Source organism: Neopararhizobium haloflavum (genome assembly GCF_002750855.1).
GTDB lineage: Bacteria > Pseudomonadota > Alphaproteobacteria > Rhizobiales > Rhizobiaceae > Georhizobium > Georhizobium haloflavum.
This window is the reverse complement of the sequence record NZ_NWUC01000008.1, coordinates 21,898-37,142: the sequence shown is the minus strand read 5'-3', so window position 1 is coordinate 37,142 and position 15,245 is coordinate 21,898. Positions and strand designations below refer to the sequence as shown.

General features: G+C 65.1%; 16 protein-coding genes. 5 read left to right on the top strand and 11 right to left on the bottom strand.

Annotation, left to right across the window (positions count from 1 at the left end; all coding sequences use genetic code 11):
* Nucleotides 1–5: 5 nt before the first annotated feature.
* Genes CN673_RS16645 through CN673_RS16625 form a run of 5 tightly spaced genes read right to left on the bottom strand, consistent with a single transcriptional unit; the run spans nt 6 to nt 4,027 of the window.
* A complete protein-coding gene (locus CN673_RS16645) occupies nt 6–359 on the bottom strand; it encodes a hypothetical protein (RefSeq protein WP_099867524.1) in 354 nt (117 codons plus the stop codon).
* Nucleotides 356–1,069 carry a hypothetical protein gene (locus CN673_RS16640; RefSeq protein ID WP_099867523.1) on the bottom strand — a complete coding sequence of 238 codons (714 nt, stop codon included), beginning with the start codon at nt 1,067–1,069 and terminating at the stop codon, nt 356–358. The genes CN673_RS16645 and CN673_RS16640 overlap by 4 nt, the downstream gene beginning before the upstream one ends.
* Nucleotides 1,066–1,764, bottom strand: coding sequence for a hypothetical protein (locus CN673_RS16635; protein WP_099867522.1), 699 nt, complete (start codon nt 1,762–1,764; stop codon nt 1,066–1,068). The genes CN673_RS16640 and CN673_RS16635 overlap by 4 nt, the downstream gene beginning before the upstream one ends.
* Nucleotides 1,765–1,813: 49 nt before the next feature.
* Nucleotides 1,814–2,794 carry a PQQ-dependent catabolism-associated beta-propeller protein gene (locus tag CN673_RS16630; protein ID WP_370853065.1) on the bottom strand — a complete coding sequence of 327 codons (981 nt, stop codon included), beginning with the start codon at nt 2,792–2,794 and terminating at the stop codon, nt 1,814–1,816.
* Between the two features lie 51 nt (nt 2,795–2,845).
* Nucleotides 2,846–4,027: a lanthanide ABC transporter ABC transporter substrate-binding protein PedA1 gene (locus CN673_RS16625; RefSeq protein ID WP_157928929.1), complete on the bottom strand. Its 1,182-nt coding sequence runs from the start codon at nt 4,025–4,027 to the stop codon at nt 2,846–2,848.
* A 323-nt stretch (nt 4,028–4,350) separates the two neighbouring features.
* Here CN673_RS16625 and fghA point away from each other — a divergent pair, with 323 nt between their 5' ends.
* Entirely contained in the window at nt 4,351–5,319 is a 969-nt protein-coding gene (gene fghA / locus CN673_RS16620; RefSeq protein ID WP_099867520.1) for an S-formylglutathione hydrolase, read from the top strand.
* Here fghA and CN673_RS16615 read toward each other — a convergent pair whose 3' ends face one another.
* The 6 genes from CN673_RS16615 to CN673_RS16590 form a co-directional block, all read right to left on the bottom strand.
* Nucleotides 5,320–5,847 carry a DUF3280 domain-containing protein gene (locus tag CN673_RS16615; RefSeq protein WP_245409965.1) on the bottom strand — a complete coding sequence of 176 codons (528 nt, stop codon included), beginning with the start codon at nt 5,845–5,847 and terminating at the stop codon, nt 5,320–5,322.
* Complete coding sequence (locus CN673_RS16610; protein ID WP_099867519.1) at nt 5,844–6,674, bottom strand: quinoprotein dehydrogenase-associated SoxYZ-like carrier; 831 nt, start codon at nt 6,672–6,674, stop codon at nt 5,844–5,846. Before CN673_RS16610 ends, CN673_RS16615 begins: the two co-directional genes overlap by 4 nt.
* Entirely contained in the window at nt 6,671–7,735 is a 1,065-nt protein-coding gene (locus CN673_RS16605) for a quinoprotein relay system zinc metallohydrolase 2 (RefSeq protein ID WP_099867518.1), read from the bottom strand. The genes CN673_RS16610 and CN673_RS16605 overlap by 4 nt, the downstream gene beginning before the upstream one ends.
* Complete coding sequence (locus tag CN673_RS16600) at nt 7,699–9,186, bottom strand: quinoprotein dehydrogenase-associated putative ABC transporter substrate-binding protein (RefSeq protein WP_099867517.1); 1,488 nt, start codon at nt 9,184–9,186, stop codon at nt 7,699–7,701. Before CN673_RS16600 ends, CN673_RS16605 begins: the two co-directional genes overlap by 37 nt.
* Nucleotides 9,187–9,205: 19 nt before the next feature.
* Nucleotides 9,206–9,688, bottom strand: coding sequence for a c-type cytochrome (locus CN673_RS16595; protein ID WP_114149045.1), 483 nt, complete (start codon nt 9,686–9,688; stop codon nt 9,206–9,208).
* Between the two features lie 139 nt (nt 9,689–9,827).
* Entirely contained in the window at nt 9,828–11,696 is a 1,869-nt protein-coding gene (locus CN673_RS16590; RefSeq protein ID WP_099867668.1) for a methanol/ethanol family PQQ-dependent dehydrogenase, read from the bottom strand.
* 413 nt (nt 11,697–12,109) lie between these two features.
* Between CN673_RS16590 and CN673_RS16585 the strand changes: the two genes are divergently transcribed.
* The 4 genes from CN673_RS16585 to CN673_RS16570 all read left to right on the top strand — a co-directional run bounded on the left by CN673_RS16585 (nt 12,110) and on the right by CN673_RS16570 (nt 15,241).
* Nucleotides 12,110–12,667 (top strand): GFA family protein, encoded by a 558-nt coding sequence (locus CN673_RS16585; protein WP_157928928.1) that lies wholly within the window; start codon nt 12,110–12,112, stop codon nt 12,665–12,667.
* Nucleotides 12,668–12,794: 127 nt separating this feature from the next.
* Nucleotides 12,795–13,778, top strand: a complete 984-nt coding sequence (locus tag CN673_RS16580) for an ABC transporter substrate-binding protein (protein ID WP_099867515.1) — start codon at nt 12,795–12,797, stop codon at nt 13,776–13,778.
* Nucleotides 13,779–13,782: 4 nt separating this feature from the next.
* Nucleotides 13,783–14,532, top strand: coding sequence for an ABC transporter permease (locus CN673_RS16575; protein WP_370853064.1), 750 nt, complete (start codon nt 13,783–13,785; stop codon nt 14,530–14,532).
* A complete protein-coding gene (locus tag CN673_RS16570; protein WP_099867667.1) occupies nt 14,501–15,241 on the top strand; it encodes an ABC transporter ATP-binding protein in 741 nt (246 codons plus the stop codon). Before CN673_RS16575 ends, CN673_RS16570 begins: the two co-directional genes overlap by 32 nt.
* Nucleotides 15,242–15,245: the final 4 nt, after the last annotated feature.

Sequence of the window (15,245 nt, the reverse complement as noted above, 5' to 3'; positions counted from 1 at the left end):
GCCGCTCAATAGAAACAGCGCACCTCGGCCTCGACCTGGCTCTGGCGCAGGCGATCCACTTTCGTCTGCGCCGCGGGGGTCTCGCGGAAGACCATCATCTTCTCGCCGCCGCCATGGACCTGACGCATCCGCAGCACCGTTTCGGCTTCCGCATAGTCGTCATAGGTCAGAAGCGACGATACCACATCGATGCTGCAGGAACAGCGCCGCAGCGATTCCGCATTCTGGCCGTTGGCGGCCATGCAGCCGAGAACATAATCGGCAATCACCTCCGTTGGATAACCGTTGGCCGCGCGCGCCGCGCCCGGACCCGCAAAGGCCGCGGCCGCGATCAGTGCGATGGCGATACCCCGTCTCATTCGATCAACTCCCTGAAGCGGTAGGTCTCGCGCAGCTTGACGCCGGACCCGTCGTCCTCCGGAACGACATTGGTCAGTTCCACGACGCCGCCGGGAACGTCGTCGCTCACCGTGATGGTATACGCCTTCTGCGCAAAGGCGGCCATCCGCCGATCCTCGACCGCGTCGCCGAACGGCGTGAAACGCACCTGTGTGGCGTCTACCGCGTCCTTGTCACCGGCCGCCACTTCGACATCGCGCACCTCGCCCGGCTGGTTCAGCGTCGTGCGCACGGCGTTGCGGAAATAGTGGACGCTGCCGCCGGTGTTTCGGCTCATCATGTTGGCGTCGCGCTGGAAGAAGACGAGAAAGATCGGGTTGATGCTCTCGGCGGTCACCGTCGGCAGATTGAGCACCCGCGTCTTCGGAAAGAGCGAGATGTCGAACGTGAAATGCGTCCCCTCGCCCTCCTCGTCCGCAACCCGGCGGAACGCCAGCCGCACCTCGTCCCGATAGGGCGCATCGAGGATCGAGCCGTCCATCTCGTAGTCGAAGACAAGCTCGCCCGCGTCCGGCAGCGTTTCGAGCTGACGCTCACCATAGAGCGCTTCGCCGGCCGAACCCTCTACGAGATCCTCGCGGCTGGTGTCGTCCATGGCGAGCGCCGGCACGGCAAGCAACGACAGCGCCAGAAGCGTCAGCGCGGCGACACGGTTGAAGAGCGGCATCATTCTCGCACCATATGACTGTTGATCGCACGGCCAAGCGCGAAAGCGCGCTGGTCGAGCAGGACCGGTTGCTCGCACAGATAGGTCAGCGCCTGGCGGCGTTCCTGATAGATGCGGATGTCCATCGCCAGGTTCTGCGGCAGGCTTTGCGTGTCGCTCTGCGCGCCTGCCTCCGACTGGGCGGCGACGCGCGCGGAGCGAATGCGTTCGGCCCGCTGGCGCTGGCTTTCGGCGAACCGGCCGATGCCGGCGATGAGCGAGCCACGATCGCCGTTGATGATCTCGAGCGTGCGGCCGAAAAGCGCCGTCAGCTTGGCGTTGCGCTCCGCCTCGGGCTGCGCCTCTGCGAATTCGGCGATGAGGTCGGATGCCTCTTCGACGGACAGGCGCCGCGCGGCGATCTGTGTGGCGACCTCGCGAACGTCCTGATCGCGCAGCCAATCCTCCGGTTTCAGCTCCGGTCCAGCCCATACCTGGGCGGACGAGATGCGCGGCACGAGGCGCTGGATGCACGGCCAGTCGGGATTCTCGCTGCTGGCGGCATGTGCCGGGCCCGACGCTGCCGGGCCGAAGACGCCGGCCATGGCGACGAGTGAGGCGGCCCCGAACATGACCGCCCATCGCGAGGCTATTTCACGCGGCGCCACGCCCTTTCGGGCGCAGCGCGATGGTGTCGATCCGGCGCGTTTCAGTGTCATGACGGGTCTCCTCCGATCGAACGATCGAAACGCTTCCCTGCGGGCGGCATCACGGCTTGATCGCAATGCCCCAGGGGAAACTGCCGACGGGGATGGATTCGATCGCCGTGTCGCTTTCGGTGTCGATCAGCGTCACATCGTTGCTGACACCGTTCGACGTATAGAGCGTCGTCTCGTCGGGCGTCAGTTCAAGCTGCCAGACGCGCTGGCCGACCAGAATGTAGTCCAACACCTCGTAGCTCTGCGCGTCAATCACCGCGACGCGGTTCGACGGTCCGAGCGCGACATAGGCCTTGCTGCGATCGTCGAGAATCTTGACGCCGACGGGCTGCAGCGCCTCGGGCTCGACGCCTGCCACCTCGAAGGAGATCTCGTGAATGACCTCCTGGGCCTGCGGATCGATGACGCTGACCGTGCCGCCGATCTCGGCGCTGACCCAGACCTCGGACCCATCGGAGGTGAATTCGGCGATGCGCGGGCGCTGGCCGACCAACACGTTGCCGCTCACCTCATAGGTGTCGGTGTTGATGAAGTGGGCCATGTTCGTCGTTTCGGACGTGTTGACCACCATCTTGCCGTCGGGGCTGACGCCCATGCCTTCCGGCTCCACGCCGACGGGCACTTCGGTGATCATCTCGCGGGTTTCGAGATCGACCACGGTGACGAGGTTGTCGTCCTCGTTGGCGACATAGAGCCGGTCGCCGGCCGGTGCGATCACCAGAAGCTCCGGATCGGGTCCCGATGGCAGCGTGTCGACGATCTCCAGCGTCTCGGTGTCCATGACCTGGATGGTGTCGTCGTCGCTGGCGCAGATATAGAGAAACTTGTGGTCATGGCCGAGCGCGATGCCGCGCGGCCGGTTGCCGACGGGTATCTCCTCTATGACCTCGCGGGTCTCCCCGTCGATCACGCTCAGCGTGTTGCCCTGCTCGTTGGAGACATACACCGTCAAGGCGTTTGCCGGCGTCATCGCCACAGTCCCCGCGATGAGCGCGGCACTGCCGAGAAGCGTCTTCATCCTGTCCGTCATGCCCTTGTCCTCCACCCTGTCGTTGATAATCCGGTTCCCTAACGATCTGTCCTAGTCCAGCTGGCACTCCGTTTCCGGCAGGTCGTAGCCGAGGCTGTCGAGTGGCGTGCGCTCATGCAGGAAGCCCTCCTGCGGCGAGGCCGAGACCAGCACGCGCTTGTTGACCAGAAGCACGGGCTGGCGCATCTGCTGGTTCCAGGTGCGGAACGACAGGCCGACGCCCTTGAAGCCGCCAAGCTGGAAATCCTCGCCGCGCAGGTATTCGCGAATGCCGGCGATCTCGACCGAGTTGAGACGGGTCACCGCCTCACCGATCGAGCGCACGCCGAGCCAGGCGCCATAGTCGCGCTCTTCCATGAACCGCCCGGCGATCTCCTCGAAACGACGCTGGATCTGGGTCGAGCCCCACTGTTCCTGCACGCGATGCCAGGACATCGCCGTCAGGCCGTGCGTGCCGGCGACGGGCCGTGCGGCATAGGTGTTGTAGGGGAGATATTCGCCGAAGATCTCGTTCTCGTCGGCAACGACCAGAACGTCGTATTCGCCGCCGCCCTCCGTCGCGAGCGGGATCTGATCCTGGATCTGCGCGTGGCCGCTGTCGGTGCGGCGCGAAATGGGGGAGTATTCGTAATCGTCCTCGGCGACGATCTGCGCGCCGAACTTCTCCGCCGAACGGCGCAGCGCGTCCGCATAGGCGACGTCGTCCTCATGCGTGCCGGAAACGAGGTAGAGCCGCGGCCAGCGCTTCCACACCAGGAACTGCATCAGCGCGTCGGTGCGCATGGATCGGCTGAGCGCGGTGTGGAAGACATGCGGGAAGCAGGTCTGCGTGCGCAGGTCATCATCGCCGACCCGGCCGTTGAAGATCAGCGCCTCGCCAGCGTCGGGATGCTCGGCAAGCGTCATGAGATCGGCGCGCGGCATGTCCGAGATGAAGATGCGGCTGCCGTCCGAAAAGGCATCCTCGAACGCCGCGGCGGCGTCATCCTCCGGCCCGAGCACCACCTCGATCAGCTCGTAATTGTGTCCGAGAAAACTGCCCGTCGTCTTGTTGTCGTCGATCGCCAGTCGCGCGCCCCAAACGCCGGGATCCTCGACGATCGGATCGACAAAGGAGAGCGGCAGGCGCTCGTCTTCCTCGCGGGTCATGAAAACGATTGGCACATCCATGGCGCGCGCCCCGGCGATGCTGGACAGCATGATCCAGACCGCGGCAATCCAGACACGTTTCACTTTTCCTCCCACCGGACGTTGCCGGATAAGCCGTCTCCTCACTGAACGGTACCGTCGATTGCGGCCCGCCTTGCTCCTCAACCCGATATTGGCCGATGAAGCCAAGGGCCGATATAGGTCAAAAGTGTGGGTTGCCGCGGCAGATCCAGTGCTCGGCCGGTGCCGGCAATGCTGAATGTCCCGAAGTACTTAAGGACTATTTAGCCGGAGAATCACGCTGCCTAGAATGGTCTTGCCGGGCTGGACCCCGCCTGCCGCAGGGCTTCGGGGCAAGCTGTCGGACGCAATGCGGCCGGGCCGATGCCCGCGCCGGGGGTGTGGCAATGGGACAGTCTCAGGACACAAGCAGCAAGCGGGCGGACGGACACGCCGAAGGATGGGTCGCCGGAGCCGGCGCAGTCGGCCTCGACGCTGCCGACGCGTCGCAGGATGCGGCCGGCCGGGCGTCCCTCGCCCCCTTCCAGCTCGTGTCGCGCGCCACCTGTTTCGGCGGCGAACAGTTGACGCTGGCCCACCACAGCGAAACCACCGGCACCCGCATGCAGCTGTCCGTTTTCGTCCCGCCGGGCGCGCGCAGCGGGCACGTTCCTGTGCTCTATTATCTGTCGGGCCTGACCTGCACCGAAGAAAACTTCACCGTCAAGGCCGGCGCCCAGCGCATGGCCGCCGAACTGGGCCTCATCGTTGTGGCCCCCGATACCAGCCCGCGCGGCGGCGATGTGCCGGACAGCGCCGACAACGATCTCGGTCAGGGCGCCGGGTTTTACGTCGACGCGACGCAGGCGCCCTGGGCGACGAATTTCAGGATGTATTCCTATGTCGCGCACGAACTGCCAGACCTGATCGAGGCGGTATTTGCGGTGCGTGAGGGACCGGCGGGCATCTGCGGCCATTCCATGGGCGGGCATGGCGCGCTCACCATCGCCATGCGCAACCCCGACCGCTTCCGCTCGGTGTCCGCCTTCGCGCCGATCGTCGCGCCTAGCGCGGTTCCCTGGGGCCGGAAGGCCTTTGCCGCCTATCTGGGGCAGGACGAACGCGCTTGGCAGGAGCACGATGCCACCCATCTCGTGCGCCGCCGCGGCTTTCCCACCCAGATCCTCATCGACCAGGGCGGCGCAGACCCGTTCCTGGACGCGCAATTGCAGACCAGCCGGTTCATCGATGCGCTCAAGGAAAACGGCCAGTCTGCCAAGGTGCGCATGCATCCGGGCTACGATCATTCCTATTTCTTCGTGGCGAGCTTCATCGAGGACCACCTGCGCCATCACGCGCGCCTGCTGCAGGCCTGATCAGCCGCCCGAGGCGTCCGCCGTGCCGTCGGCAAAGAGTTCGTTGCGGATGAGATAGTTGGCGCCGTGCGCCCAGCTGTCGTCGGTGTTGCCGCGCAGGCTCGCACTCAGCCGCTCGACGATCTCGCCGCTGTCGACATCGCGCACCGTGATGTTGAGCGACAGGATGAGGGTGGAGATCTTCTGCACGAAGCCAGTGACGGCGAGATCGGCGCCAAGATCCTCGGCGTAGGCCGTCTCGCAGCCGCGGCACGTATAGAGGCGCGGACTGGTCGACAGCTTTTCGCGCAGCGCCGCCGTGTCCACGAGCACGGCATCGCGCGCACGATAAGCCTCGCGAACGAGATCGGTGATCATCAAGAGGCGATCGTCTTCCGCGGGGTCGGGCCCGCGCATCTCGCCCTCAAGGCTCGTGTCGTAGAGCTCGAAGTCGAAGACGGCGACGGCCGGCGCCTCGTCGGCAGCGGCCGGCGACAATCCCGCAAGGACCAGAGCGAGCACCGCGCCTTTGCGCCACAGACCCCTCACGTCGACGGCTCGAGCCGGATCGGCCAGCTTTCCTCGAAGACATTGTCCTTCGTGTCGACGGCGCGTGCGGTCAACGCGCCTTCGCCTTCAGGCTCGACGAAGAAGCGGATCGTGGGGTTTTCGCTCATCGAGATGTCGCCTTCGAAGCGCAGCACCGGGCGATCGCCCAGCGTCACGTCCAGCGTGCGCACATAATGGGCGGGGATCCACAGCTGCGTCACCTGATCGGTCTGCAGCCCGCTGTAATTGGGGTGGCTGACCATCAGCTGCACTTCGGACGGCTCGCCCTCGCGCCACGTCCCGATCTGCTTCATCCGCATCTGGCCGAGACGCTGCATCGCCAGTTCGGCGTCCTTGGTGGCCGGCGCGGCGCAGCCGCCGGAGGCCTTGACGAACCGTTCGGCCATGTAGAGCTGACCATCGTTCATCTCCGCGATCGCGCGTACACTGGTGTAGGCATTGACCCTGACGCGGGTGGAGATATCCGCGATGCCGTTGTCGGGCGACAGATGGAACGTGCCGACGACCGGCGCCGGGTTCTCGTCGATGACGAGCGTTATCGCCTTGATATAGCGATCCTTGCTCTGATCGATTTCGGCCGTGACGGAGATCGGCACCAGCGCGGCATCGAGCGCGCGATCGGGCGCTTCCATGGAAATCACGTCCCGCCCGTCATGGATCGCGCGGTCGCTCCCGAAGAGGCTGGCGCGGATGTCGTCCCAGGCCTTGCTGTCCTCGGCGGCCGCCGGCACGGCGAGAAGGCAGAGCGCGGCCAGCGCAAGAAGAGGCTGCCGCAGGATCGTATCGGTCAGAAGGATGCGCATCATTCCCACTCCAGTTCCGCATAGGCCGTCGTTACGTTGCGCCCATGACCCTCGCCATACAATAGCCAATTCGAGTGGGTGTCGCGCGAAAGCAAATCGACCGTCTCGCTGATATCGAGGCCCTCCTCGATCGCGGCGCGAACCTGATCGCGCAACGTCGTGAGATAAGCGCGCTGCGCCTCGATCGCCGGGTCGCCCCCATCGACCAGCGGCCCATGGCCGGGCATGACCCGGCGAGCCTGCGGGCCAACCAGCTGCGTCATCGCGTCTATCCAGCCATTGAGGCTGCCGTCGATCGTCGGCAGACGCCCGACGAACAGCAGATCGGATGCCCACAGGAGCCCGCTTGCCTCGTCGAAAACCGTCAGGTCCGTGTCGGTATGGGCGGCGGGCCAGGCCTTGAGTTGCAGCCTCCGGCCGCCGAGGTCGATCGCCATTTCGTCATCGACCGCAACCTCGGGCGGGCGAAAGTCGGTGTCGGCGAAATCGGGCGACAGCGCTCGGATCTGGTCACGGTAGAATGGGCCGCGTTCGGCGAGCGCGCCGGCCAGCCGGCGATGGCCGATATTCATCGGTTCCAGATCGTCGAAAGCGGCATGGCCGAAGCAGTGGTCGAGGTGAACATGCGTGGCGATCAGATGCGTGACCGGCCGATCGGTGACGCGCGCCACGGCCGCACGCAAGGCCGTGCCCTGCTGGCGCGTCGTGCCGGTATCGATCACGGCAACGCCAGTTTCGCCGACGACGAATCCTATGTTGGCGATCGCACCGCCATTGTCCGCGCTCATCGCCTCCTGAAGGCCGTAGCGCACGAAGACGCCGTCCTCCACCTCACGAAACGGAAGATCCGCCTCGGCGGCAAGGCTCGCGCCATCGCACAGGCACATGGAAAGGCTGGTGGCACCCGCCACGCACAGAAATCGGCGCCGCGTCAGCTGTCGCGGCGCTCGCGAGGACCACTGGCCCGTCGCATGGGCGTTGCCCGGCGCAGCCTTTGCCATGCGCGGATCGTGGCCGGCTGCGCCGATCAGTGACGCAGCGCGACGGACGGGTCCGGCCGCCATGGCTTCACCTTCTCACGCGGCAGGCCGGCCTTCGTCCATTCTGCAACGCCGCCGGGGAACCACGCCACATGCTCGACGCCATAGGAGACGGCGCGCTTGGCCGCGTTCCACGACATCCAGCAGTCGGGCTCGCAGAAAAAGGCAAGGGTCCGCGCCTCGTCGCCGTCATGGGCGAGCCGGTTGATTTCGCTGCGAAAGGCGGCCTCCTCGCGTTTCTCCAGGACGCCGAAGCCGAAATTGGCGAGCCAGTGCGCACCGCGGATGGTCTCGCGCTCCGGCTCGCGCCAGATCTGATCCGCCGGGCGGTCTGCCGGCTTTCGCTGCGCCGGCATGACGTCGATCAGCACCGCCTCGCCGGAATCATAGAGATCCTTCATGCCGGCAAGATCGACCGTGTCGGCTCCCTTGACGCCATGCGGCACCGGCGCCTCGTAGGCTTCGGTGCGGTAGCCGTCCGGTTCGGGCACAGCGTCATCAAGCGGGCGCGCATCGGCACGGTCAGGCAGCGTCATCGGGATGATGAGCTGGCCGGAATTATTGATCAGGGGCACATTGTAACTTTGCAGGATCGCGTCGATCTCGGGCTTCTTGCGCAGGATGATCTGGTTCAGTTCCTCCTTCCACTCGTCCTCGCCATAGCGGATGCCCATCGACACCCGGTAGTCGATGCGTTCGGTGCCCGACGCCGCCATCAAGGGTTCCATGGCAAGACCGGGATCGATCTCGCGAATCCAGTAGCCGGCAAGGGGCCCCCAAACCAGCGCCGCATCGGTCACGCCGTCGGAGACGTCCTGCACCATGTCGCGCGCCGGCTTGTCGATCCGCGTATCGACGACGAGCTGGTAGTGCTTGGACTGGTCGAGAAGGCCGTGGCGCGCCGCTGTCGTTGCGCCCGGCGTTCCCGGCTGGATGCCGATCCTCAGCGACTGATAGGCGGGGTCCGCAAGATCGCCGGATGGAAGCTCGAGCTCGGGCTTGTGCACGATCATGTAGGAAGCGCGGTAATAGGGATTGGTGTTCTGCATCAGCTCGTTGGTCGTCGCGACCCCGATCACGACATCGCACCGCGCAGCCCCAAGCGTCATGCGCACGAAGCCGATGGTCTGCGGAAACCAGGTGTATTCGACAGGAACGCCGAGCTCGTCGGCGACCAGCTCGGCGATCTTGTTCTCGAAACCTTCTCCCCGATCGTTCGAATAGGGAAGATTGCCCGGATCGGCGCAGACCCTGAGGCGCGAGCGGTCGACGATCTCGCCAAGGGGCGAGATGACCTGACCGCCGCCCTGCATTGCGCCGGCCCCTCCCCCTTGCATCGCACCCACGGCGCCCATGCCGCCGGGTGTTGCCGGGGCGCCGCCACTCTGCGGGGGCGGTGCGTCTGTCTGCGCGGATGCAAGAGCCGGCCACGTGACGAGGATCGCGGCGGCGAGCATGCGGATTGTGCGTCTCATCGGCAGCGCCTTTCGCAGGTTACTGGCTTTCCTGATACTCCTGGAACACCGGATCGTTCTCCGGGTCGAGCCGTTCCGGACGCCCGCGAGCGACCTCGCCGTCGGCGCGCGCCTTCAGATAGGCGTAGATGTGATCGATATAGAGCATCACGTCCGGGTTTTCGCCAAAGGACGGCATGACGGACGTGCTGCCGCCGGCGCCGGATGACTGGCGCCCGTTTACCACGGTCTCGGTGAAGTCGGCGTAGCTCATGTCCTTGAGGGATTCGACGAGGGCGGGGGCGAAGGTGCTGCCCATCGCGTCCGGCCCGTGGCAGGTGTGGCATGTGTTGTGGTAGCGCCGAAAGCCATTATAGACGCCGTAGTCGACCTTGCCGTCCTCGATGATATAGGGCTTGTCCTCCCAATTGTCGCCTTCCGCCTCTTCCTGGGCGCCCGCCGCTCCAAGCGACAGCATGACGGCTCCACCGATCAGCACGGCGGCTTTGGACATCAAACGCATTCAATGAACTCCTCGCGATGGTCTTTTCTCATCGGGCCCGTCGACGTGATCTGCGGCGGCTCCGAAGGTGATTTGCGGTCCGGTGAGGTCGTCACCGGACCGCGTCTCGTTCAGCTATGTCCGACCGGCGTGAAGCCGCTCATTCGTCACTGTCTTCCTCGGCACCCGCATCCATGTCGCTGGCGCCGCCGGCTTCGCCTGGGAGGGCAAATACGGTGAGCTGACCGCCGAGCTGCGTATAGTCGGAGAGAGAAGCATACGCCCCGACCGCACCCAGACCATCGGTTCCTTCGGTCAGGCCAGCAGCAAGACCGATGCCGGCCCAACCGCCGATGCCCGAAAGCACAGCGATGTACTGCTTGCCTTCATGCTCGTAGGTGGTGACGTTGCCGATGATTCCCGACGGTGTCTTGAAGCGGTAGAGCTCCTCGCCCGACTCCATGTCGACGGCCTTCAGATAGCCTTCCAGCGTGCCGTAGAACACGATGTCGCCAGCCGTCGCCAGAGCGCCCGACCAGACCGAGAACGGCTCTTCCTTGGACCAGACGATCTCGCCGGCAGCAGCATCCCAGGCAATGAAGTTGCCCATGCCGCCGTGGCTATCCGGTGCCGGATACATCGACAGCGTCGCGCCGACATAGGGCTGACCTGCCGTATAGGAGACCTGGAAGGGCTCGTAATCCATGCACACATGGTTCGTCGGGATGTAGAAGAGGCCGGTTTCCGGCGAGAAGGACGAGGGCTGCTGGTCCTTCGTGCCAAGCGCGGCCGGGCAGATGCCCTCCGAGTTGACGTCGACGCCGTTCTGCTCCGTGGAGTATTCGGCGACCACCTGGGGCCGGCCGTATTCCTCGCTTTCGGGATCCATCACGACTTCGGTCGCCCAGTTGACGGCCGGATCGTATTTCTCGGCTACCAGCAGTTCGCCCGTCTCGCGGTCGAGCGTATAGGCAAAGCCGTTGCGGTCGGGGTGGACGAGCACCTTGCGCTCCTCGCCATCGATCTCGATGTCGACCAGCATGTTCTCGTTGACGCCGTCATAGTCCCACTCGTCGTGGGGCGTCATCTGATAGACCCACTTCGCCATGCCGGTGTCGAGATCGCGGGCGAAGATCGTCATCGACCACTTGTTGTCGCCCGGCCGCTGCGAGGGGTTCCAGGTCCCCGGGTTGCCCGAGCCGTAATAGACGAGGTTGAGTTCCGGATCGTAGGACACCCAGCCCCACACCGTTCCGCCGCCCAGCTGCCACTGGTCGCCTTCCCAGGTGTCGACACTCGAGTTCTCGCCCACCGGCTCGCCGAGATGCGTGGTCTCTTGCGGGTCGAGCAGGATCTGGTCGTCCGGCCCGACGGAATAGGCGCGCCATTCCTGTTCGCCCGTTTCCAGGTTGTAGGCCGTCATGTGGCCCTGCACGCCGAACTCGCCGCCGGAATTGCCGACGAGCACCTTGTCGCCGGCGATCAGCGGCGACATCGTGCCGGTTTCGCCCTTGGAGGGATCGCCATTGGCAACCTTCCAGAGTTCCTCGCCGGTCTCGGCATCCAGCGCCACCACGTTGGTGTCCGCCTGATGCAGGATGATCTTACCGTCGCCATAGGCCACACCGCGGTTGACGGTATCGCAGCACATCACCGGAATGACGTTCGGATCCTGCTGCGGCTCGTAGCTCCAGATGATCCGCCCGCTGTCGTTGAGATCGAGGGCGAAGACCTTGTTCGGGAACGGCGTGTGCACATACATGACGCCATCGATCACCAGCGGTCCGCCTTCATGGCCGCGCAGCACACCCGTCGAGAATGTCCAGGCCACCTGCAGGTCGCCGACATTGTCCGCGTTGATTTCCTCCAGCTCGCTGTAGCGCGTCGCCGAATAGTTGCCGAGCTGCATGACCCAGTTCTTCGGGTCGCTCTGCATCTCGATGAGTTCGTCGTTGGCGTAGGCGGCGGTCGGCGCCGCAACCGCGAGCGCAAATACTGAGCACGCAGCCCTGAGTGTGATTTTGTCCATTTCCTCCATCCCCTTAGTCGCGTTGGCGTTCTTGTGCACCGGGACCGAACTTCCAAAGACAAAACAAGTCACTCCGCCCGTGGTGCAGCGCAGCCCGGGAAGTTTGGAATGGGGCCCTGAGGTTGTCGATAGAACGTTAGTACTGCCGGACCGGAACCGCGCTTCGTCTTGCCTGACGACCCTCTTTTATTTGTCGTCTCCGCTCCATTTTGTTGCAACGCAACAATCTCATTTCGCGGATGCAGCGTTGCATTGTCGATAATCATCGAAACCTTCGTTCCGGCGCCGCCGGCCCTAAGTACTATTGTCGCCGATACCAGCCCGCGCATAGCTTTTCGTGTCTGAACGGCGTCGCCGCAAGCATCGTCCGGCGACCAGCCGAGGATAGAGCGCAGGGCTGGGAGTGCATTTTCATGCAGACAGACGTCACGACCCGGCACCGGACCGCATCAAAGCCCGGCGAGCGCCCAGCCGCCGAAGGCTGGCGCGGCTTGTTTCATCGATTGTTCGGAGGAGGAAAGACAATGGCCATTCTCGCCAAGGGTGGATGCCGCTGCGACACCAATCCTGTGCGCTATGAATATAACGCCGAACCGGCGGAGGTTCATTACTGTCTGTGCACCGATTGCACCGACACATGCGGCGGCGCGCTGGCGCTGATCGCCGTCGTCGAGCGCAGCGCGTTCAAGGTGACGCAGGGTGAGGACAAGATCCACAACTACGACACCAAGCCGACCTGCCATCGCCGCTTCTGCAAGGATTGCGGATGCCACATGTTCCTTTATGTCGACGCCTTCCCGGATCATATCCTGATCCATGTGCCGACGCTCGACCGCGACGCCGATGTCGGCGCGAAGCCCGATCGCTGGGTTTTCGTCAATTCCAAGCACCCGATGGTCACCATCCCCGATGACGGGCTGCCGCGCCATCCCGGCTGGGCGGGCAGCGGAGACCCTGTCCAGGCGGCCTGAACCGTCAGGCAACCAGCATCCAGGGCCGCTCTTCGGGGCGGCCTTCTTTGCGTCTGTGCTGGCACTTTCGGCCTATAGGCAGGCTGGCAGGCGGCGCCTAGTCTGAATCCGATTGAGGGAGGAGACCATGCGCCATCTGCTGGCCGCGATCGTCATGATGGGTGCCGTCCTTTGCGCACCAGCGAGCGCGCAGGACGCCGCGACGATCCGCATCGGCGTCCTGCAATACGGCACCGTCAACTGGGAACTCGACGTCATCGAACGGCACGGGCTGGACGAGGCTAACGGCTTCGACCTGCAGACGCTCGACCTTGCCAGCAACCAGGCGACGACGGTGGCGCTGCAGGCCGGCGAGGTCGACATGATCGTCTCGGACTGGCTCTGGGTCTCGCGCCAGCGGGGGCGCGGCGAACCCTATACGTTCGCTCCGTTTTCCTCCTCCGTCGGCGCGATCATGGTGCCCCCGGACTCCGACATCTCGGATCTCGGCGATCTGGCCGGCAAGACCATCGCGGTAGCCGGCGGGCCGCTCGACAAGGGTTGGCTCCTGTTGCGCGCGCTTGCCGAGCGCGATCACGGCGTCGACCTGACGCGCGACGCCGAGCCGGTCTTCGGCGCCCCGCCCCTTCTCACCGAGATGGCCCGCAACGGCGAGGTCGACGCGGTGCTGAACTACTGGCACTACGGCGCGCGCCTGGAGGCGGAGGGCTTTCGCCGGCTGATCGGCGCCAACGACGCGGCCATGGCGCTCGGCGCGAAAGGCCCCATCTCGGCGATCGGCTGGACCTTCAGCGAGGAATGGGCGAACGACAACAGCGCGCTCGTCAAGCGTTTCTTCGAAGCCTCCAATGCCGCCAAACGCATCCTGGCGACGTCCGACGAAGAGTGGGAGACGCTGCGCCCGCTGACCGGTGCCGCGGACCACGCGACGCTTCACGCGCTGCGCGACCGCTTCCGCGAGGGCATCCCCGCCCGTCCGCTCAGCGAGGAGCGGGAGGACACCGAGACGATCTACGCGCTTCTGGCGAGGATCGGCGGCGAGGAACTCGTCGGTCCCGCCACCACGATGGCCGACGGCACTTTCTGGTCGGCGCTCACCGACGGATCGTGAGGCGGTGACGAACCTGCCGCTCAGATCACTGTCGATCGTCGCCTTCCTGGCGCTGTGGGCCGCTCTCGCCGCGCTTGCCGGCCGCCATGACGTGCCGGCGCCATCGACGGTGCTCTCCATCCTCATCCGTGAAGCCCAGTCGGGCGACCTCTTCTTTCACCTCGGCGCGACGCTGGCGCGCGTCGTCGCCGCATTCACGCTCGCCATGGCCGCCGGATCGGCGATCGGCATCGCCATGGGCCAGAGCCGCGTCACCGATCGGCTGCTCGATCCCTGGGTGATCCTGATGATCAACCTGCCGGCGCTGGTCATCATCGTGCTTTGCTACATCTGGATCGGACTCACCGAGACCGCCGCCATCCTCGCCGTCTCGCTGAACAAGGTGCCGAACGTCATCATCACGGTGCGCGAGGGTGCCCGCGCGCTCGATCCCAAACTGTCCGAGATGGCGGCGGTCTTCCGTTTCTCGCGCTGGAAGACGATCCGCCATGTGGTGCTGCCGCAGATGCAGCCCTTCATCGCCGCGGCCGGCCGCTCCGGGCTGTCGCTGATCTGGAAGATCGTGCTTGTCGTGGAGTTCCTCGGCCGCTCGAACGGCGTCGGCTTCCAGATCCATCTTTATTTCCAGCTCTTCGACGTGGCATCGGTGCTCGCCTATGCGCTCGCCTTCGTCGTCGTCATGCTCGCAATCGAATTCATGGTGGTCCAGCCCGTTGAACAGCATCTCACCCGTTGGCGGAGCAAGCCCGCTTGAGGTCAGGATCCGTCGCAAGTCCTTCGCCTCGGCCGACCGCAGCGAGACGGAAGTTCTGCGCGACTTGGCCTTTTCCCTGGCGCCGGCGACATTCAATTGTCTGATCGGCCCGTCCGGCTGCGGCAAGACGACGACGCTCCGGATCCTGCTCGGGCTCGACCGCGATTATGACGGCACGGTGCGCTGGCCGAAGCCTGACATGCGCATCGCCGCCGTCTTCCAGGAGCCGCGTCTCCTGCCCTGGCGCACGGTCGACCAGAATGTCCGCCTCGCTTTGCCCGACGGCGCCTCGCCCGATCTCGATACGCTCTACCGCGTGCTTGGCCTTGCGGAGATGCGCACACGCTATCCCGCCGAGCTGTCTCTCGGCCTGGAGCGCCGCGTGGCCCTGGCGCGCGCTTTCGCCGTCATGCCGGACGTCCTGCTGCTGGACGAGCCCTTCGTTTCGCTCGACGAACACACGGCCGACCGGCTGCGCGATCTGCTCGTCGACCTTGCCGTCATGCATGCGGTCACCGTTCTGATGGTCACCCACAATGTGCGCGAGGCGGCGCGCATGGCCGACCGGTTGCTGCTGATCAACGGGAGGCCGGCCAGGATCGTCGGCGACGTGATGGTGCCGATGCCCCGCAGCGCCCGGCACGGCACGGATTTCGGGCTCTTTCTGGAACAGTTGATGCGCCAGCATCCCGGCACGGTGCGCATATGAGGGC

Coding starts and splice junctions, on each gene's coding strand:
- CN673_RS16645 (WP_099867524.1), bottom strand. CDS start 359: ATGAGACGGGGTATCGCCATCGCACTGATCGCGGCCGCGGCCTTTGCG.
- CN673_RS16640 (WP_099867523.1), bottom strand. CDS start 1,069: ATGATGCCGCTCTTCAACCGTGTCGCCGCGCTGACGCTTCTGGCGCTG.
- CN673_RS16635 (WP_099867522.1), bottom strand. CDS start 1,764: ATGACACTGAAACGCGCCGGATCGACACCATCGCGCTGCGCCCGAAAG.
- CN673_RS16630 (WP_370853065.1), bottom strand. CDS start 2,794: ATGACGGACAGGATGAAGACGCTTCTCGGCAGTGCCGCGCTCATCGCG.
- fghA (WP_099867520.1), top strand. CDS start 4,351: ATGGGACAGTCTCAGGACACAAGCAGCAAGCGGGCGGACGGACACGCC.
- CN673_RS16610 (WP_099867519.1), bottom strand. CDS start 6,674: ATGATGCGCATCCTTCTGACCGATACGATCCTGCGGCAGCCTCTTCTT.
- CN673_RS16605 (WP_099867518.1), bottom strand. CDS start 7,735: ATGGCGGCCGGACCCGTCCGTCGCGCTGCGTCACTGATCGGCGCAGCC.
- CN673_RS16600 (WP_099867517.1), bottom strand. CDS start 9,186: ATGAGACGCACAATCCGCATGCTCGCCGCCGCGATCCTCGTCACGTGG.
- CN673_RS16595 (WP_114149045.1), bottom strand. CDS start 9,688: ATGCGTTTGATGTCCAAAGCCGCCGTGCTGATCGGTGGAGCCGTCATG.
- CN673_RS16590 (WP_099867668.1), bottom strand. CDS start 11,696: ATGGACAAAATCACACTCAGGGCTGCGTGCTCAGTATTTGCGCTCGCG.
- CN673_RS16585 (WP_157928928.1), top strand. CDS start 12,110: ATGCAGACAGACGTCACGACCCGGCACCGGACCGCATCAAAGCCCGGC.
- CN673_RS16580 (WP_099867515.1), top strand. CDS start 12,795: ATGCGCCATCTGCTGGCCGCGATCGTCATGATGGGTGCCGTCCTTTGC.